Below are 18,117 nucleotides of genomic sequence, written 5' to 3' on the forward strand. Positions count from 1 at the left end.
GCGATTCCCCCATGCCTCCCTGCAACGCCATTTCTGTATCACCGCCGGCTGCGGACCTCAGCCGCTGGCGCCGCAATGCCACGCTAGCCATCCTCACGTCGGGCGTGTTCATGGCGGTGCTCGATACCACCGTGGTGAACGTGGCGCTCGTCGCCATGCGCGACAGCCTGCACAGCAGCGTTGCCGAGCTGGCGTGGATCGTTGACGCCTACACGCTGGCCTTTGCTGCCTTCATCCTGACCGGTGGCTTGCTCAGCGACCGCATCGGCGCGCGCACCGTCTTCATGGCGGGAATGGCCGTGTTCATCGTGGCGTCGGCGGGGTGCGGGCTGGCGCCCTCCGTGGCTACGTTGATTGCCGCGCGCATTCTGCAGGGCGTGGGCGCGGCGATGTTCCTGCCGAGTTCGCTGTCACTCATTCGCAGCACGTTTGAAGACCCCCGCGAGCGCGCCTGGGCCATCGGTCTGTGGGGTGCCATCGTGGCGACTGCGGCGGCGGTGGGCCCGGCGCTCGGCGGCATCCTGGTCGACACGTACGGCTGGCGCAGCGCCTTCCTCATCAACGTGCCGTTGGGCGTGGTGGGCATGTTGGGCACGTGGGTGATCGTGCGCCACGTCCAACCGGCGCGTGCCCGACCGTTCGATTGGGCGGGCCAGGTGACCAGCGCGGTGATGCTGGCAGCGCTGTGTTTTGCGGCGATTGAGTGGCCGGTGCGCGGCGGGCAATCCCCGTGGGTGTGGGGCGCCGCGCTGCTGATGGTGACGGCCGGCGCGCTATTCGTCATGGTGGAACGCCGCGCGCCTGCCCCGCTGGTGCCGCTGGCGTGGTTTGCACATCGCACGCTGGGCGCCGTCAACGGCATGGGTTTCCTGCTGAACTTCGGCTACTACGGCGCGCTGTTCATGCTGAGCCTGCATTTGCAGAACGCCGAGCACCTGAGTGCGCGCCAGACCGGCCTCGTCATGCTGCCGATGGCGATCAGCCTGTCGGCCGGCAACATCTCAGCAGGCAAGCTGATGGGGCGGTTCTCTACGCACAGCATGATGCTGAGCGGCCTGCTGATTGCTGCACTCGGTTTGATGGCGACATCGGCCGCGCTGAACGGGCACGCGCCACTGTGGCTCGCCAGCGCGACGATGGTGGCGTACGGCGGCGGCACGGCGCTGGCGATTGCACCGATGACGTCGACCATCCTGTCTGCCGCGCCAGGCGAACTGGCGGGCACGGCATCGGGCCTGCTCAACGCCGCGCGGCAGACCGGCAGCCTGCTGGGCGTGGCAGCGGCAGGCGCGGTCGTCACGGTGATGCCCGATCTGACGCACGCCTCGCCAACGGTATTGGGACTGATGACGCTGTCCTACGCCGGCGCGATGGCGATGGCCTGGATCAGCCGTCGCCCCGCCGCCACCGCGCTGGCGGCTTGATCAACCGCTATTGCGAAGACCCGCCGCAATCCCGTTGATCGACAGATGGATGCCGCGCCGCACGCGTGCATCGTCACTGCCGGCCTTGCCCGAGCGGAAGCGCTTGAGCAATTCCACCTGCAAGTGGTTCAGCGGGTCGAGATACGGGAAGCGGTTCTTGATCGAACGCGCCAGCAGCGGGTTGTCCGACAGCCGCTCAGCGTGGCCGGTGATGGCCGCCAGCATCTGCTCGGTCAACGTGAACTCAGCCGAGATGCGCGAAAACACCGCGTTGCGCAGCTTGCGGTCGTCACACAGCTGCGCGTAGCGCGAGGCCACGTTCAGATCGGCCTTGGACAACACCATATCCATGTTCGACAGCAGGTTCGCAAAGAACGGCCACTGCTTGTGCATGCGCTTGAGCGTGGCCAAGCGCGCGGCCTTGGCCTTCGCGTTGCCGGCCTCGTCCAGCCACTGCTGCACCGCGCTGCCGAAGCCGAACCAGCCCGGCAGCAGCAAGCGGCACTGCCCCCACGAGAAACCCCACGGAATCGCGCGCAGGTCTTCAATGCGGCGGTGCTTCTTGTCCATCAGCTTGCGCGAGGCCGGACGCGAACCGAGGTTCAGGTCGGCAATCTCGGTGATTGGCGTGGTGGCGAAGAAGTAGTCCTTGAAGCCCGGGGTTTCGTAGACGAGGTTGCGGTACGCGGCAAAGGCGTTATCCGACAGCGCCTGCATGGCCGCTTCGAATTCTTCCAGGCCCTTCGGGCGGTTGCGCGTGGGCAGCAGCGTGGCTTCCAGCGTGGCCGCAACGATGGTCTCCAGATTGCGTCGGCCGATCTCGGGGTTGGCGAACTTGCTGGAGATGATCTCGCCCTGCTCGGTCAGGCGGATCTGCCCGTTCACCGTGCCCGGCGGCTGCGACAGGATGGCCTGATAGGTCGGGCCGCCGCCACGGCCTACCGTGCCGCCGCGGCCGTGGAACAGGCGCAGGCGCACGCCCTTGCGCTCGAACAGCTCCACCAGCGCCAGCTCGGCCTTGTACAGCTCCCAGTTGGAAGTGAGGAAGCCGCCGTCCTTGTTGGAATCCGAATAGCCGAGCATGACTTCCTGCTCGTTGCCCTGCGCAGCCAGCACGGCATCAAAGCCGGGCAGGGCGAGCAGGTCGCCCATGATCTGCGAGGCGTTGCGCAAGTCTTCGATGGTCTCGAACAGCGGGATCACCATCACGTCGAGCCCCACGCCAGCGCCATTGGCGTTCGCGCGGAACATGCCGGCTTCCTTCTGCAGCAGCATCACTTCCAGTAGGTCCGACAGCGTCTCGGTGTGCGAGATGATGTAGTTGCGCACGATGCGGTTGCCGTAGCGGGCACGCACCTCGCGCGCCGCGCGGAAGATGTCGATCTCTTGCGTGGTCTGCTCGCTATATGTGTGGAACGGCAGCGTCAGCAGGCGCGGCTGTTGCAGCTCGCGCAGCAGCAGCGTGCGCTTGTCGGTTTCCGACAGCGCCGCGTAGGCGCCTTCCACACCCGCCACCTTCAGCAGCTCGGCCACGGTGGCTTCATGCACGTCCGATACCTGCCGCAAGTCGATCGACGAGAGGTGGAAGCCGAACACATCAATCGCCCGCGCCAACGAGGCTAGGCGTGCATCCGCCAGTGCCTCGCCATGGTGTGCCGCCAGCGAATCGGTGACGATCTGGATGTCGGCGCGCAATTCTTCTGCACTCGTGTAAGCGGGTGCGGGGCCGACGGCATGGCGGCCAGCGTCTTCGCCGGTCAGCTCGCGGCACGTCGCAGCCAGGCGCGCATACACGCCGATCAGCGCGCGGCGGTATGGCTCATCCGAGCGATGCTCTGAGTGGTCGGGTGACTGTTCCGCCAAGGCCAGCAATTCGGCACTCACATCCACCTGCGAGGTCGACATCGACAGTTCGGCGCCCAGCGCGTGGATCTCGTCGAGATACCACGCGAGGATCACGCTGGCCTGCTTGCGCGCGGCGTAGCGTAGGGTCTCTGCCGTGACGAAGGGGTTGCCGTCGCGGTCGCCGCCGATCCACGAGCCCATCTGGAAGAAGGGCGCCAACGGCGTGGGCTCGCCCCGTGCGCCGCGGCGCGGGAATACGGCAGCGACGTCCTCTTCCAGCTCGCGGTACAACGCGGGAATCTCGCGCAGGAACGTGGTCTGGTAGTACGACAGCGCGTTCTCGATCTCGTCAGCCACCATCAAGCGCGTGGTGCGCAGCATGCGTGTCTGCCACAGCTTGGTCACGTGTGCGCGCAGCAGCGTCGTGTTGCGCTCGCGTTCACGGGTGGTCAGCGGCGTGTCACGCTCGGCGAGCAGGCGGGCGATTTCACGCTGCGCATCGAGAATGCTCTTGCGCTGCACCTCGGTTGGGTGGGCCGTGAGCACGGGCACGATCAACGCGGCATCGAAGAAGCGGCGCAGTGCATCGCCGGAGACGCCCTCATCGGCCACCGACAGCAGCGCGCGCATCATGCTGCCCGGTTGCGGCGGCGAGCCGGCCAGCGCATGCACGCGGCGGCGGCGGTTGTGGTGCTGGTCTTCGGCAATGTTGGCCAGGTGCGAGAAGTAGCTGAACGCGCGCACCACCGAGTTGGTCTGTTCGCGCGAGAGCGCCTTGAGCAACCGGTCGAGTTCCTGCTCGGCTTGGCGATCGCCGTCGCGGCGAAAACGCACGGCGGTCTGGCGGATGGTCTCGACGGTTTCGAAGGCGGCGCCGCCTTCCTGTTCACGCAGCACGTCGCCCAGCAGGCGGCCCAGAAAGCGGATGTCCTCCTTCAACGGCTGGTCTTTGGCGGCTGCGCTGCCGGACGAGCGGCGGGAGGTTGGGCCGAGTGATGCGCCGTTGGTCTCATCCGCGCCATTGGGCTTGGCGGCCGATTTTGTGGCGGCCTTGGGCGTCTTGCTGGTTTTGGCGGGGGCGGCGGATGCCTTGCGGGCGGGGGTCGCGCGCGAGGAAGCGCGGCGCGCGGCGGGCTGCGTCATGGTGTCTCCTAGGTTGGATCGGTAAGGTGCCTGAACGGCCCTTCTTTCTGCATCACTTCAACGTGATAGCCCGGCTGTGGCGAAAAAGCTGCGTGCTACCATTGCCGCATGTCTTCTCATGCCCGCCCGACTTCCGTCGATTCCCAGCTTGCAACGACTCCTGCAGCCCAGGCGCCGACCAAGCTGGTCATCGCCTCGCGCGAAAGCCGGCTCGCCCTTTGGCAAGCCGAACACGTGCGTGCTGCATTGCAAAAATACTATCCCACGTGCGACGTGTCCATCCTTGGAATGACCACGCGCGGCGACCAGATTCTCGATCGCTCCCTCGCCAAGGTGGGGGGCAAAGGTTTGTTCGTGAAGGAACTGGAAGTCGCGCTGGCCGAAGGGCGGGCTGACTTGGCTGTCCACTCGCTCAAGGACGTGCCGATGGAACTGCCCGAAGGCTTCGCACTGGCGGCCCTGCTGGAGCGCGAGGACCCGCGCGATGCGTTCGTGTCCAACGACTACGCTGATCTGGCGTCGTTGCCGGCGGGCGCGGTGGTGGGTACCTCCAGCCTGCGTCGCGAGGCCTCGCTGCGTGCGCGCTTTCCGCATCTGGTCATTCAGCCCTTGCGCGGCAACTTGGATACCCGCCTCGGCAAGCTGGATCGCGGTGACTACGCGGCCATCATTCTCGCCGCTGCGGGGCTCAAGCGCTTGGGCCTGACCGATCGCATCCGCTCGACCATCGCACCGGAAGAATCGCTGCCGGCAGCCGGGCAGGGCGCGCTGGGTATCGAAATCCGCGCCGACCGTGCTGATGTACAGGCTGCGCTCGCACCGCTGCATGACACACGGACTGCGCTGGCCGTGACGGCCGAACGCGCCGTCTCGCGCATGTTGGGCGGCTCGTGCCAGGTGCCGCTGGCAGCGTTCGCGCAATGGTCGGACACCGGTACGTTGCGCCTGCGGGCGTTTGTGGCCTCGCAAGACGGCACGCGCAAGCTGGCCGCTGACGGTGAAGCCGCGCCCACCACACTGGCCGAAGCCGATGCACTGGGCGCACGCGTTGCCCAACAGATGCTGGACGGTGGCGCGCGTGACATTCTCGCCATGATTGGCGCTGACACCCCGCCCGCAACCTAATCTCTACGGCACGCCATGGACGATCGCTTGCCACCCTCATCCAGCGCGCCCTCCGCCGCTAAACCAGCCGAACCGCCCGTGGTGGTGGTGACGCGCCCGCGCGCGCAGGCACCCATGCTGGTCGCTGCGTTGGAGCGTCACGGGCTGCGCACCCACCAGTTTCCGCTGCTTGACATTGCGCCGACGCCGAATCTCGAGGATCTGCGCACCGCGCTGAGCGATCCGTCGCGCTATGCGCTGGTCGTCTTCGTCAGCCCCAATGCCGTGCAACAGGCGTTTGCCGCCATGCCGGAAGGGTTCCGCTGGCCGCAGGAAGTGCCAGTGGCCGTGGTGGGCCCTGCCAGCGCGCAGGCCCTTGCCACCCACGGCGTTGCGCCGCCCGCGCATCGGGTGATTCGGCCCGGCACGCACGCCGACGACGCGCGCCAGGATTCCGAAGCGCTATATGCCCAGCTCGACGTGGCATCGCTGCGTGGCCGCGAGGTGCTGATCGTGCGCGGCAACGGCGGCCGTGAATGGCTGGCGGATCAATTGCGCGAGGCCGGTGTCTCGGTCCGCGCGGTGGAAGCCTATCGCCGCAGCGTGCCCGTGCCCGACGCGGCCGCGTGGAACGCGCTGCGGGCCGTACTGGCCGGCCGCCACGCGTGGACGCTGACCAGCTCCGAGGCCGTCCGCAATCTGGATGACCTGGCGCGCGCCAATCTGTCGCCCGCGGATCTTGAAACCCTGCACGGCGCACCTTGCTTTGCATCGCACGCGCGCATCGTTGAGCAGGCCCAGTCGCTCGGTTTTCACGATGTCACGCTCACGGGCGCCGGCGATGATCGCCTGCTCGCCAGCGTGCTCACTTGGGCGGGGCCGGTGCCGGCGACGTCCGCAGCACCGGCACCTGCTGAATCGAATACTCCTCTTTCTTCTTCCACCGTGACGCAGACTCCTGTTCCCTCGTCCGCTCCCGCGCCGACGCCCGCGGCCACCGCGCCGAGCCCGGCACCGACCCCCACGCCTGCACCTGCAGCCGCACCCGCTGCCTTTGCCCCCAGCATGACGGTCAACCACGCGCCGCGTCGTGGCGGCTGGTTGATCTGGACCGTGCTGGTCGTGGTGGTGGCCGCCGTGGCTGCGTTGCAGGTGCGCAATGAACGCCTGGCACGCGACATCCGCCAGCGCGCGCAGCAGAACGAAGCCCTGGCGCAAGAAATGCGCGTGCTGTCGCGCGCGGACCAGGATGCCGTGGCTCAGTTGCAGCAAAAGTTCGGCGCGCTGGACGCCCGCACCACGGAAACCCGCGATCGCCAGTCCGCGCTTGAGCAGGCCAGCCAAGACCTGCTGCGCAATCGCGACGATTGGCAGCGCGCGGAAATCGAACATTCGCTGGAAGTGGCCGCCGACCAGTTACAGTTGACCGGCAACGTGGCCGGCGCGCTGGCCGCACTGCAGACCATTGATGCGCGTTTGGCCACTATCGACAAGCCGCAGTTCGTCGCCATCCGCCGTGCTGTAGCGCGCGACATTGCCAAGCTCAAGGCAATGCCGTCGATTGATCTGTCGAGTGCCGCCCTGCGGCTGGATGACGCCATCAATGCGGTTGACACGCTGCCCCTGGTTTCCGCCGCGCAACCGCTGGAGGCCGAGCAGGCCGCACAGGCGCCGTATGCCGCAGCGGCAAAATCCGCCAAGAATGCCAAGGCGCACGCAGCACCAGCTTCGGCGCCGGCCGCTTCCTCGGCGCAGGCTGGCACGGGATGGTCTGCCGGCGTGCGCGCCTGGTGGGGCCGCCTGTGGGACGACGTGCGCGGCGAATTGAGCCAGATCGTGCAGGTGCGCCGCGTTGACCAGACCGAGGCGCTGCTGCTGTCGTCTGACCAGGCGTGGTTCCTGCGCGAAAACCTCAAGCTGCGTCTGATGAACGCGCGTCTGGCACTGCTCTCGCGCAACGATGCGGTGTTCCGCGCAGACCTGGGGCGCGCTGACACGCTGCTCGCGCGCTACTTCGACGTGCAATCGCCGCGCGTCGCCACGGTGCAGACGCAGCTGGCGCAAGTGCGCTCGGCGGTCGGCACGCTGCAGGTGCCGACGCTGGTCGATAGCCTCGCGGCCGCTCGCGGCCAGCGCGGTTCGGATAGTGGGGAGTGAGCATGCGCTGGGTATTCTGGGTCGCGCTGCTGTTTGCCGCCGCCGTCGGGCTGGCGTTGTTTACCGAACTCAACCTGAGCAACGTTGTGCTGTTCTACCCGCCGTACCGGGTGGAGATGTCGCTCAATTTCGTGCTGGCCGTGCTGCTGGCGACGTTCGTCGCGCTGCATCTGGTGATGCGCTTGTTCCACCACGTGGCGGGCATGCCGGCGCGTGCGGCGGCGTATCGAGAGCGTAATCGCATCCTGAAGGCCTCGGCTGCATTGCGTGAGGCGATGGAGAGCCTGTTCGCGGGCCGCTTCGGCCGCGCCGAGCGTCTCGCGCGGGAAGCGCAGGCGTGGGACGCGCAACGCGAAACCGCCGCGCTGATCGGCGCCCGCGCTGCGCACCGCATGCAAGAAACCGATCGCCGCGACGCATGGATGGCCGAGGTCAACTCGCCCGACCGTGAGCAAGCGAAGCTGGTGTCAATGGCGGAATTGCTGGTCGATGCACGCGATGCCGAAGGCGCGCTGGAGAAGATCGCGCAACTGCAATCGCAGGGTTCTCGCCAGATCCAGGCGCAGCGTATTGCCCTGCGCGCTCACCAGCATCTGAAGAACTGGAGTGAAGTGCTGCGCCTCACGCGCGCGCTGGAAAAGCGCAACGCCATCCACGCCGTGCTGGCCGCGCGCCTCAAGCAGATGGCCTGTGAGACGCTGCTGACCGAGCGCCGCCACGATGCCGATGCGCTCAACAGCTTCTGGCGTGAACTGACCACCGAAGAACGCCGCTCGCCGCGCATTGCTTCGCAGGCCGCACTGTATTTCGCGCAACTGGGTCGCACGGACGACGCCAAGCGCATCGTCGAAGATGGCCTGAAAGCGCATTGGGATGGCCGCCTGATCCGCCGCTATGCCGATTGCGCAGTGCCCGGCAAGGCGTTGCCGCTCATTCAACAGGCCGAGAAATGGCTGACGCAGCATCCGGTGGATGCCGACCTGTTCTACACGCTGGGCATGCTGTGCTTCAAGGAGCAGCTCTGGGGCAAGGCGCAGTCGAGCCTGGAATCGGCGTTGAAGTATGCCGACGCCGACCACCACGGCAACCTGCGTGCGCATGCGCATTTAGCGCTGGCACAGATGTACGAGCAGACCGAACGCCCGGAAGAGGCGCAGCGGCATTACCGGCAGAGCGCGTTGCTCGCCGTGAAATGAAACAAGGCCGGGAGAACCCGGCCTTTTTCATTGGTGGCGGTACGGCTACGCGGCTACTTGTTCACCATGCGCGCCGGTACTGACAGCGTAAGAATCGCCCCCAGCACCATCGACGCAGCCAGCATGTACATGCCCGAGTCCGTGCTCTTGGTCGCATCCTTGAGCCAGCCCACGGCATAGGGGCTCAGGAAGCCCGCCAGATTGCCCAGCGAGTTGATCAGCGCAATGCCGGCGGCCGCGCCCGTGCCCGCCAGGAAGGCGGTCGGCAGGCTCCAGAACAGCGGCAGCGTGGTCAGGATGCCCATGGTGCCGAGCGTGAGTGCGGCCATCGCCAGCGTGGTGTTGGTATGCCACACGGCCGACAGGATCAGCCCGATGGCGCCCGCCACGGCAGGAATGGCAATGTGCCAACGGCGCTCGCGCAGACGGTCGGCACTGCGGGCGACGAGCACCATGGCGATGACCGCCGCGCCGTACGGAATCGCCGTCAGCAGGCCCACGGCAAACGGATCGGCCACGCCGGTTTGCTTGATCAGCGTCGGCAGCCAGAAGCTCACGCCATACAGGCCCATCACGAAGGTGAAGTAGATCAGGCTCATCAGCCACACGCGCGGGCTGGCCATGACGGTGCGGATGGGCGGGTCTTCCTTCTCGGCGTCTTCGGCGGCGATGTTGCGCGTGAGGAGGGCCTTTTCCTCGTCGGTCAGCCACTTGGCGTGGCTGATGCGGTCATCCAGATACAGCAGCACGAAGATGCCGACGATGACCGACGGAATGCCTTCGATCAGGAACATCCATTGCCAGCCGGCCAAGCCGTAGACACCGGCAAACGCCTTCATCGCCCAACCCGAAATCGGGCCGCCGATCACGCCCGACAGCGCAATCGCCGTCATGAAGAACGTGGTGGTACGCCCGCGCCGTGCCGCCGGATACCAATACGTGAGGTACAGGATGATGCCGGGGAAGAAGCCGGCCTCTGCCAGCCCCAGCAGGAAGCGCATCACATAGAACATGGCCGGCGTGGTCACGAACATCATGGCGGCCGAGATCAGGCCCCACGAAATCATGATCCGAGCGATCCAGAGGCGCGCGCCCACGCGGTGCAGGATCACGTTGCTCGGCACTTCAAAGAGGAAGTAGCCGATGAAGAAGATGCCCGCGCCCAGCCCGTAGATGGTCTCGCTGAACTTCAGGTCGTTGAGCATCTGCAGCTTGGCAAAGCCAACGTTCACGCGGTCCAGATACGCAACCACGTAGCACAGCAGCAGGAAGGGAATCAGGCGCCAACTCACCTTGCGGTAGGTGGCTTCTTCGAAGTCGCTTGCGGATTGCGGGGGCAGCGTGCCTGCGCCGCCGACCGGTGAGGTGGGTGGGGTGGTGGCCATCGGGTCTCCTGTGTTTTGTGGGCGCGGGCCGATCGCATCTCTACAGGCGCCCGTCATCCCAAGCAGGCACCACAACCGGCCCGACTGAACAGCCACAGCATTCTGCGCTTATGGCGCGAGCGCGCCAAGCCGCCCGCCGGCAGGGTTTATACGCAGCGACCGCCGTCGACTTCCAGGCAGGTGCCGGTAATGAACGCGGCCTCGTCAGACGCCAGATACAGGCACGCATTGGCCACATCCTGCGGCGTGGAAAGTCGCCCCATCGGGATCGTCGCCAGAAAGCGGGCGCGGTTCTCGGGCGTATCTGGCATGCCCATGAACTGCTCGATGAGGCCGGTGGCGCCCATCACGGGGTTCACGCAGTTCACGCGGATCTTGTCCGGCCCCAGCTCGGCCGCCATCGCCTTGCTGGCCGTGATGACCGCGCCCTTGCTGGCGTTGTACCAAACCAGTCCCGGGCGCGGCCGGATGCCTGCCGTGGATGCCACGTTGACGAACACGCCGCCACCGCGCGCGCGGAAGTGCGGCACCATGTGGCGCGCCGTCCAGTAGATGCTTTTCACGTTGACGGCCATCACGCGGTCGAATTCGTCTTCGGTGATCTCCAGGATCGGCTTGTTCTTGTGTGTGGTGCCGGCGTTGTTCACGACGATGTGCAGGTCGCCATAGCGCTCCAGTGTGTCGCCCAGCAGCGAGGCGACGGAATCGCCCTTGGACACATCCGCCTGCACGCAATGCGCGTCGCCACCGGTGATGCGGATGGCGTTGGCTACGCGCTCGCCAGCCTCGGCATTCAGGTCGTTGACGATGACGCGTGCGCCTTCCCGAGCGAAGGTGTGGGCGATGCCCTCGCCAAAACCCGAACCCGCGCCGGTGACGATGGCGATCTTGCCGGTGAGCCGCATGGTGTCTCCTTGTCTGAATGCTTATTGGTGAGGTGTTTGATGCCGTTGGTGCATCCCTTGCTCCATCCCCTGCCGGGGCTGACTCACTTTCTTTGTCTTGCCAAAGAAAGTCAGCAAAGAAAGGCGCGCCCGAGATGGCGCGAGTTTGCCAAAGCGCCCCTTGAATTTATGTCGCAGAGAGGGGAAGGGAAAAACTCGCTTCGCTCAGACAGTTTCCCTTCCTCTTTCCTCTCTGCAACAGAAATTCAAGGCGCCATCTAGGGCAGGGTACGGCCAAACCGTCTGGGCGCGTGCGTGGGTGGTAGTCGGCTTTAGTCGTGGCGGATGGCGATGGTTTTCAAGGTGGTGAAGCCGTACAGCGCTTCAAAACCTTTCTCGCGGCCATGGCCCGAGTGGCCGGTGCCGCCGAACGGCAACTCCACGCCGCCGCCCGCGCCGTAGTTGTTGATGAAGACCTGGCCCGCCTTCAGCTTGCGTGCCAAACGCATCTGACGGCCGCCGTCGCGCGTCCATACGCCAGCTACCAGACCGTATGGCGTGCCGTTGGCCAGCGTGAGCGCCTCGGCTTCGGTGTCGAACGGCATGGCGGCCAGCAGGGGGCCGAAGACTTCTTCCTGTGCCAGACGGTGTGTGTGCGGCACGTCGCGCAGCAGCATCGGTGCTTGGTAATAGCCGGTCTCGGGCGCATCCGGCACGACCATACCCTGCGCCATGACCGGAATGTTGGCGTGCTGCGCATCCGAGACGAAATCCCACACGCGCTGCTGTTGCTTGGGGTTGATGAGCGGGCCGCAGTCCAGATCCAGCGACGAGGGGCCCACCTTGATGGCTTCAAACACCGTTGCGAGCCGGTCCAGCACGGCCTCGTACATGCTGCGCTCGATCAGCACGCGGCTGCCGGCCGAGCACGTCTGCCCCGCGTTCTGGATGATGCCGTTCACTACGGCCGGAATCGCCGCTTCCAGGTCCGCATCGGCAAACAGGATCTGCGGCGATTTTCCTCCCAGCTCGAGCGTCACCGGCACGTGGTTCTCGGCCGCCGCCCGCGCGATGGCCTTGCCGGTTTCCGGCGACCCGGTGAACGACACATGGTTGACGCCAGGATGCGCAGCCAGGGCCGCACCCGCCTCGTGCCCGTAGCCTGTCACCACGTTGAGTGCGCCGTCAGGCAGCCCGGCTTCCGCAGCCAGTTCGGCCACGCGCAGGATCGACAGGCAAGCGTCTTCAGCGGGCTTCACCACGCACGCGTTACCGGCCGCCAATGCAGCCCCCACGCTGCGCCCGAAGATCTGCATCGGGTAATTCCACGGGATGATGTGCGCCGTCACGCCATGCGGCTCGCGGATCGTGAGCACGGTGGTATCCGCCGGATAGGGGATGGTCTGGCCGTGCAGCTTGTCCGCCGCGCCGGCGTAGAACTCGAAGTAGCGGGCGATGGCACGGGCGTCGGCGCGGGCCTGGCGCATGGGTTTGCCGGTGTCGCGGGCCTCCAGGCGGGCGAGTTCTTCTTCGTGGTCGGCTAGGCGCAGGGCGACGCGCATGAGCAGCCGGCCGCGCTCGGCGGGGGGTAACTGGCCCCAGACGCCCTCAAAGGCGCGCCGCGCGGCATGCACAGCTACGTTGATGTCGGTGGCGTTGCCTCGGGCGATTTCGGCAAAGGGCTGGCCGTCCGACGGGTCGAATACCTTGATGCGCATCCCCGAATCGGGCGACATCAGGCGGTTGGCGATGAAGTGCTGGGCATGCATTGAGGGGTTCCTGCAGAAGATCGGCAACGCACGATTTTCGCACGGGCACGGCCGGGGTAGGGGTGGCTGGGGTGTCAGGGGCTATAATGCCCGCCGACAGTTTTTCACGCTTCTTTTCAACCATTCGCGTCGCGTTTTTACGCATTTCGCGCATTCCGGAGCATTTCCATGAGCTTCAACAACGTCTCGCCGGGCAAGGACATCCCCAACGACTTCAACGTCATCATCGAGATCCCGGCGCAGAGCGATCCGGTCAAGTACGAAGCCGACAAGGAAACGGGCATGCTGCACGTGGACCGCTTCGTGGGCACCGGCATGCGCTACCCGGCCAACTACGGCTTCATCCCGCAGACGCTGTCGGGCGACGGTGACCCGGTCGACGTGCTGGTCGTCACGCCGTTCCCGCTGATCCACGGCTGCGTGGTGCGTTGCCGCGCCCTGGGCATGCTGAAGATGACGGACGAATCCGGCGTGGATGCCAAGCTGGTGGCCGTGCCGGTCAACAAGCTGAGCCCGGCCACGGCCCACATGACCGACCTGTCGGACATCGGCCAGAACCTGCTGGACCAGATCAAGCACTTCTTCGAGCACTACAAGGCGCTGGAAGCCGGCAAGTGGGTCAAGGTCGAAGGCTGGGGCGGCATTGAAGAAGCCCATAAGGAAATCGTCGACGGCGTTGCCAACTATAAGAAGTAAGCCATTTGGCGATTTCGCTGTACGGCGTGTCAGACAGATCCCGGCTTCCGGAAGGAGTGCCGGGATTTTTTATTTGCGAGGCGGCTGTCGCTGCTGGAATGTGATGCCCTGCCAACCCGCATGGCATGGGCATCTACGGGGGATCAGGCGCTAAGTATGCATTTTTTTGATGGAATTATGAATTCTGCATAGTTCAACTATCGTAATCCCGCTACACAGAGATTTAAGAAACGCTTATTTGCCCGTCGGAAACGACGCCTCTAGACTGCCGGTCAAGTTTGACTCCCACCCTCGGTACTGCGATGTTGAACAAGACCGTTGTCGTTCCCGTGCTTTCCGCCGTGGCCATGGCCGCATTTACTGTCTGGGCGCTACTGGTGGGCCCGTCGGATGCTGCCCACGCCGGTGAGCGCGCTGTGGCGCCGGCTGCCGTGTCCACCGATGCCCACATGACGCATTGCGTGATTCCCCAGCAAAAGCCCGTTGCGCGCTAAGCTTCGCCCCCGCGTCCGCCGTTCGTGCGGACGCAGTTTTTCCCGCCCTCGCCGTTCTTCCCTCGTTAATCGGGTTCCGGCCGTTGCCTGAACGGCGAGCGGTCCGTCAGTTCGTCCAGATACGCTTCCATGCCGGCCGTTTCCCGGTCGAGAAACCGCCCCACCGCATCGGCGAAGTCTGGATGCGCGAGCCAGTGCGCGGACAGCGTCGCCACCGGCTCGAAGCCGCGCGCCATCTTGTGTTCGCCCTGGGCGCCACCCTCGAAGGTGCGGATGCCGTGCTCGATGCAGTACGACAAGGGTTGGTAATACGCCGTCTCGAAGTGCAGGCAGGGGTGGTGTTCGACCGCGCCCCAGTAGCGGCCGTACATGACGGACGCCTCGGGCCGCGCATCCACCACCAGCAGGGCACTGGCGATGTCGTTGCCGTCGCGCGAGGCGATCACCAGCAGCAGGTTCTCCGGCATCGTCTGGCCGATCTGGCGAAAGAACTCCAGGTTCAGATACGGCGACGAGTGATGCTCGCGGTAAGTGGTGCGATAGCAGCGGTGGAAGAAGCGCCAGTCTGCATCTGTTGCGGCAGCACCGGGGAGATGCCGGAAGGTGATACCCGCGTCGCGCACGCGGCGGCGCTCGGCGCGGATGTTCTTGCGCTTCTTCTGCTCCAGCGCAGCAAGAAACTCGTCAAAGCTGGCAAAGCCCGCGTTACACCAGTGGAACTGCACGCCTTGCCGCAGCAGCATGCCGGCGGCGCGCATCTGCTCGGCTTCGTCGGCCGTCGGAAAGAGCACGTGCAGTGACGACAATCCGCTCTGCCGCGCCACGGCCAGCAGCGTGTCGAGCAGCGCTGCCCGTGCCGCGGCGTCACGTGCCAGTAGCCGTGCCCCTTGCACGGGTGTAAAGGGCACCGCAGACAACCATTTCGGGTAGTACTCCAGCCCGTGCTGTGCATACGCGTTGGCCCAGGCCCAGTCGAAGACGTACTCGCCATACGAGTGGCCCTTCACATACAGCGGCACGGCAGCGGCCAGCGTTTCGCCCGCCGGGCCGCCTTCCCATAACGTCAGGTATTGCGGCGACCAGCCGGTATCGGGGGAGGCGCTGCCGCTCGCATGCAGGGCGTGCAGGAAATCGAAGCGCAGGAACGGCGTCGCCTCGGGCTGCAGGGCGAGCAGGGCATCCCACGCATCGCGGCCGATGTCGCGCAGATCGGTCACAAGCTGCATGCGATAATTGGCCGATTCGTGTCGCGAACCAGCGCGAGCTTCGGGCTCGGGAACAAGAGGGCGGGAGGTCATGCCGCCGATTCTAATTCCAGCCTTGAGTGCCGCGCTTGCATTCCACATTGCCCCCATGACCGTCACAGTCGCTCTCGCCCAGATCAACTGCACCGTCGGCGATTTCGCCGGCAATGCTGCCCGCATCGTTGCCGCCGCGCGTGAGGCGCACCAGGCTGGTGCGCGTATTCTCGTCACGCCGGAACTGTCGCTGACCGGCTATCCGCCTGAAGACCTGCTGCTGCGTCCCGCATTCATTGACGCCAGCGCCCGCGCGCTCGATGCGCTCATCGCGGAGCTGGCGGCGTTTCCCGGCCTGCACGTGCTGATCGGGCACCCGCAGATCTCACTGGAAGCGCCCGCGCCCGGCGTGCTGCCCAAGCCCACCAATAGTTGCACTGTGGCAGCCGATGGCCGCGTGGTCGGCCGCTATCACAAGCTTGAGCTGCCCAACAACGAGGTCTTTGACGAGAAGCGCTACTTCCAGCCCGGCACCGAGCCCTTCGTGTTCGAGGTCGATGGCACGCGCTTCGGCGTCATCATCTGCGAAGACGTCTGGTATCCCACGGCCACGGCCTACGCCAAGGCCGCCGGCGCGCAAGTGGTGTTGATTCCCAACGCATCGCCGTATCACCTCGACAAGGAAGACCTGCGCGAGCAGATCATCGGCGCGCGCGTGAAGGAGTCGGGCCTGCCGCATGTGTATGCGAACCTCGTCGGCGGGCAGGATGAGCTGGTGTTTGACGGCGGCTCGTTCGTGCTGGATGCCGACGGCAAGGTCGCCGTGCAGATGGCCCAGTTTGCCGAAGGCGTCGGCACTGTGCAGTTCGACGGCGGCAAAGCGTTGCCCGGCGCGATCGTGCCCGAGGCGTCGCTGGAAGCGCAGGTGTATGAAGCGCTCAAGCTGGGCGTGCGTGATTACCTCGGCAAGAACGGTTTCCCGGGCGCGATCATCGGCCTGTCGGGTGGCGTTGATTCGGCGCTGGTACTGGCAATTGCCGTCGATGCGCTGGGCGCCGATCGCGTGCGCGCGGTGATGATGCCCTCGCGCTACACCGCCGACATCTCGTGGGTGGATGCGCGCGACATGGCGGCCCGCCTGGGCGTGCAGTACGACGAGATCGCCATCAGCCCGATGTTCGACGCGTTCAAGGGCGCGCTGGCGGAGGAATTCCGCAATCTGCCCGAAGACGCCACGGAAGAGAACATCCAGGCGCGCATCCGCGGCACGCTGCTGATGGCGCTGTCCAACAAGTCCGGTCGCATCGTGCTGACCACTGGTAACAAGAGCGAGATGGCGGTCGGCTACTGCACGCTGTACGGCGACATGGCGGGCGGCTTTGCCGTCATCAAGGACATCTTCAAGACGCTGGTCTACCGGCTGTGCCACTACCGCAATACGCTGTCGGACGTGATTCCGGAGCGGATTCTCACGCGTGCGCCGTCGGCCGAGCTGCGCGAGAACCAGACCGACCAGGACAGCCTGCCCGAATACGACGCGCTCGACGCGATCGTGCAGCGCTACATGGAGCAGAACCAGCCGGTGGCCGACATCATTGCCGCCGGGTTTGCGGAAGGCGACGTGCAGAAGATCGTGCGCCTCATCAAGATCAACGAGTACAAGCGCCGCCAGGCGCCGGTAGGCATCCGCGTGACGCAGCGTGCGTTCGGGCGGGACTGGCGGTATCCGATTACGTCGCGGTTCAAGGAATAAGCCAGGAGCGCCAGATCCCATGCTCGACTACTACGCCAAACGCGCCCCCGAATACGAACGCATCTATGCGAAGCCGGAGCGGCAAGACGATTTGGCGTGGTTGAAGGCGCGCGTACGAGATCTGACGCGCGGCGCAAGAGTGCTCGACCTAGCGTGCGGCACTGGCTTCTGGACCGAGGCGATGACGGATGCGCGCAGCGTCGTTGGCGCCGATTACAACGACACCGTGCTGCGCATTGCAGACGCGAAGGGCATTGCCGGCGCATCGTTTGTACGGGCCGACAACAACGCGCTGCCGTTCGCGCCCGGCACGTTCGACGTGATGACGGCGGGCTGCTGGTGGTCGCATGTACCGCTGCAGCAGCTGCGTCAGCATGTTGAAGGGCTGCATGATGTGCTCGGGCCCGGCGTGCGTGTGTTGTGGTTTGATAACCAGTATGTGCCGGGCTCCAGTACGCCCATCGCCTATCGCGACGAACATGGCAATACTTGGCAGCGTCGTCCTCTGCAGGACGGCACCGAGCACGATGTGCTGAAAAACTTTCCGGACGATCCGACCCTGCTGCAGGCGGTGGCTGGCATCGCCCAGGATGTGCGCATTAACCGGCTCCAGTATTATTGGACGCTTGAATACCTCACCAACTAGTTAGCGAGACACCCATGAAACAGATCACCGCCATCATCAAGCCCTTCAAACTGGACGAAGTGCGCGAGTCGCTCGCCGACGTGGGGGTGACCGGCCTGACCGTCACCGAGGTCAAAGGTTTTGGCCGCCAGAAGGGCCACACCGAGCTGTATCGCGGCGCGGAATACGTGGTCGACTTCCTGCCCAAGATCAAGATCGAAGTGGTGGTGGCAGAGAGCCAGGTCGAGAACGTGATCGACACCATCGTCAAGGCGGCCAAGACCGGCAAGATCGGCGACGGCAAGATCTTTGTGATGCCGGTGGAGCAGGTGATCCGTATCCGCACCGGTGAGAAGGACGAAGCCGCCGTCTAAGCGGGGTTGTTGGCCGGCGCGCCCGCGCTG

The 18,117-nt window shown here is 65.5% G+C and carries 14 protein-coding genes; 9 read left to right on the plus strand and 5 right to left on the minus strand.

Annotated elements, in window-relative coordinates; all coding sequences use genetic code 11:
• Positions 1-11 precede the first annotated feature (11 nt).
• Positions 12-1,424, plus strand: coding sequence for an MFS transporter (locus ACN9M1_RS03860; protein WP_426397538.1), 1,413 nt, complete (start codon positions 12-14; stop codon positions 1,422-1,424).
• On the opposite strand, the gene ppc is transcribed toward ACN9M1_RS03860, so the two are convergent.
• The gene (gene ppc, locus ACN9M1_RS03865) at positions 1,425-4,412 is read right to left on the minus strand and encodes a phosphoenolpyruvate carboxylase (RefSeq protein ID WP_426397539.1); all 2,988 of its coding nucleotides are present in this window, start codon (positions 4,410-4,412) and stop codon (positions 1,425-1,427) included.
• Positions 4,413-4,520: 108 nt separating this feature from the next.
• On the opposite strand from ppc, the gene hemC reads away from it, so the two are divergent.
• From hemC to ACN9M1_RS03880, 3 genes are read left to right on the plus strand one after another with little or no spacing between them, the layout of a single operon-like run.
• On the plus strand, positions 4,521-5,537 hold the full coding sequence (hemC, locus tag ACN9M1_RS03870; RefSeq protein ID WP_426397541.1) for a hydroxymethylbilane synthase: 1,017 nt from the start codon (positions 4,521-4,523) through the stop codon (positions 5,535-5,537).
• Positions 5,538-5,552: 15 nt separating this feature from the next.
• Entirely contained in the window at positions 5,553-7,673 is a 2,121-nt protein-coding gene (hemDX, locus tag ACN9M1_RS03875; RefSeq protein WP_426397542.1) for a fused uroporphyrinogen-III synthase HemD/membrane protein HemX, read from the plus strand.
• Positions 7,674-7,675: 2 nt separating this feature from the next.
• Positions 7,676-8,869 (plus strand): heme biosynthesis protein HemY, encoded by a 1,194-nt coding sequence (locus ACN9M1_RS03880; protein WP_426397543.1) that lies wholly within the window; start codon positions 7,676-7,678, stop codon positions 8,867-8,869.
• Positions 8,870-8,922: 53 nt separating this feature from the next.
• Here ACN9M1_RS03880 and ACN9M1_RS03885 read toward each other — a convergent pair whose 3' ends face one another.
• The 3 genes from ACN9M1_RS03885 to ACN9M1_RS03895 all read right to left on the minus strand — a co-directional run bounded on the left by ACN9M1_RS03885 (position 8,923) and on the right by ACN9M1_RS03895 (position 12,907).
• On the minus strand, positions 8,923-10,254 hold the full coding sequence (locus ACN9M1_RS03885) for an MFS transporter (protein ID WP_426397545.1): 1,332 nt from the start codon (positions 10,252-10,254) through the stop codon (positions 8,923-8,925).
• A 146-nt stretch (positions 10,255-10,400) separates the two neighbouring features.
• Positions 10,401-11,159, minus strand: coding sequence for an SDR family oxidoreductase (locus ACN9M1_RS03890; protein WP_426397547.1), 759 nt, complete (start codon positions 11,157-11,159; stop codon positions 10,401-10,403).
• Positions 11,160-11,470: 311 nt separating this feature from the next.
• The gene (locus ACN9M1_RS03895; protein WP_426397548.1) at positions 11,471-12,907 is read right to left on the minus strand and encodes an aldehyde dehydrogenase family protein; all 1,437 of its coding nucleotides are present in this window, start codon (positions 12,905-12,907) and stop codon (positions 11,471-11,473) included.
• 168 nt (positions 12,908-13,075) lie between these two features.
• Between ACN9M1_RS03895 and ppa the strand changes: the two genes are divergently transcribed.
• Positions 13,076-13,603 carry an inorganic diphosphatase gene (gene ppa / locus ACN9M1_RS03900; RefSeq protein ID WP_048934633.1) on the plus strand — a complete coding sequence of 176 codons (528 nt, stop codon included), beginning with the start codon at positions 13,076-13,078 and terminating at the stop codon, positions 13,601-13,603.
• A 302-nt stretch (positions 13,604-13,905) separates the two neighbouring features.
• On the plus strand, positions 13,906-14,097 hold the full coding sequence (locus tag ACN9M1_RS03905; protein WP_426397550.1) for a hypothetical protein: 192 nt from the start codon (positions 13,906-13,908) through the stop codon (positions 14,095-14,097).
• Between the two features lie 65 nt (positions 14,098-14,162).
• Here ACN9M1_RS03905 and ACN9M1_RS03910 read toward each other — a convergent pair whose 3' ends face one another.
• Positions 14,163-15,395, minus strand: a complete 1,233-nt coding sequence (locus ACN9M1_RS03910) for a GNAT family N-acetyltransferase (RefSeq protein ID WP_426397552.1) — start codon at positions 15,393-15,395, stop codon at positions 14,163-14,165.
• A 55-nt stretch (positions 15,396-15,450) separates the two neighbouring features.
• Between ACN9M1_RS03910 and ACN9M1_RS03915 the strand changes: the two genes are divergently transcribed.
• Genes ACN9M1_RS03915 through ACN9M1_RS03925 form a run of 3 tightly spaced genes read left to right on the plus strand, consistent with a single transcriptional unit; the run spans position 15,451 to position 18,087 of the window.
• Positions 15,451-17,088 (plus strand): NAD+ synthase, encoded by a 1,638-nt coding sequence (locus ACN9M1_RS03915; RefSeq protein ID WP_426397554.1) that lies wholly within the window; start codon positions 15,451-15,453, stop codon positions 17,086-17,088.
• 19 nt (positions 17,089-17,107) lie between these two features.
• The gene (locus ACN9M1_RS03920) at positions 17,108-17,734 is read left to right on the plus strand and encodes a class I SAM-dependent methyltransferase (protein WP_426397556.1); all 627 of its coding nucleotides are present in this window, start codon (positions 17,108-17,110) and stop codon (positions 17,732-17,734) included.
• Between the two features lie 14 nt (positions 17,735-17,748).
• Positions 17,749-18,087 carry a P-II family nitrogen regulator gene (locus ACN9M1_RS03925; RefSeq protein ID WP_004631293.1) on the plus strand — a complete coding sequence of 113 codons (339 nt, stop codon included), beginning with the start codon at positions 17,749-17,751 and terminating at the stop codon, positions 18,085-18,087.
• Positions 18,088-18,117 lie beyond the last annotated feature (30 nt).

This window comes from Ralstonia sp. R-29 (assembly GCF_049913345.1).
Classification (GTDB): Bacteria; Pseudomonadota; Gammaproteobacteria; order Burkholderiales; family Burkholderiaceae; genus Ralstonia.

What these genes read in the sequence shown, in the direction of transcription:
- ACN9M1_RS03915 (WP_426397554.1), top strand. Translation starts at nt 15,451, where the DNA reads ATGACCGTCACAGTCGCTCTCGCCCAGATCAACTGCACCGTCGGCGAT.
- ACN9M1_RS03910 (WP_426397552.1), bottom strand. Translation starts at nt 15,395, where the DNA reads ATGACCTCCCGCCCTCTTGTTCCCGAGCCCGAAGCTCGCGCTGGTTCG.
- ACN9M1_RS03885 (WP_426397545.1), bottom strand. Translation starts at nt 10,254, where the DNA reads ATGGCCACCACCCCACCCACCTCACCGGTCGGCGGCGCAGGCACGCTG.
- ACN9M1_RS03925 (WP_004631293.1), top strand. Translation starts at nt 17,749, where the DNA reads ATGAAACAGATCACCGCCATCATCAAGCCCTTCAAACTGGACGAAGTG.
- ppa (WP_048934633.1), top strand. Translation starts at nt 13,076, where the DNA reads ATGAGCTTCAACAACGTCTCGCCGGGCAAGGACATCCCCAACGACTTC.
- ACN9M1_RS03895 (WP_426397548.1), bottom strand. Translation starts at nt 12,907, where the DNA reads ATGCATGCCCAGCACTTCATCGCCAACCGCCTGATGTCGCCCGATTCG.
- ACN9M1_RS03920 (WP_426397556.1), top strand. Translation starts at nt 17,108, where the DNA reads ATGCTCGACTACTACGCCAAACGCGCCCCCGAATACGAACGCATCTAT.
- ppc (WP_426397539.1), bottom strand. Translation starts at nt 4,412, where the DNA reads ATGACGCAGCCCGCCGCGCGCCGCGCTTCCTCGCGCGCGACCCCCGCC.
- ACN9M1_RS03905 (WP_426397550.1), top strand. Translation starts at nt 13,906, where the DNA reads ATGTTGAACAAGACCGTTGTCGTTCCCGTGCTTTCCGCCGTGGCCATG.
- hemDX (WP_426397542.1), top strand. Translation starts at nt 5,553, where the DNA reads ATGGACGATCGCTTGCCACCCTCATCCAGCGCGCCCTCCGCCGCTAAA.
- ACN9M1_RS03880 (WP_426397543.1), top strand. Translation starts at nt 7,676, where the DNA reads ATGCGCTGGGTATTCTGGGTCGCGCTGCTGTTTGCCGCCGCCGTCGGG.
- ACN9M1_RS03860 (WP_426397538.1), top strand. Translation starts at nt 12, where the DNA reads ATGCCTCCCTGCAACGCCATTTCTGTATCACCGCCGGCTGCGGACCTC.
- hemC (WP_426397541.1), top strand. Translation starts at nt 4,521, where the DNA reads ATGTCTTCTCATGCCCGCCCGACTTCCGTCGATTCCCAGCTTGCAACG.
- ACN9M1_RS03890 (WP_426397547.1), bottom strand. Translation starts at nt 11,159, where the DNA reads ATGCGGCTCACCGGCAAGATCGCCATCGTCACCGGCGCGGGTTCGGGT.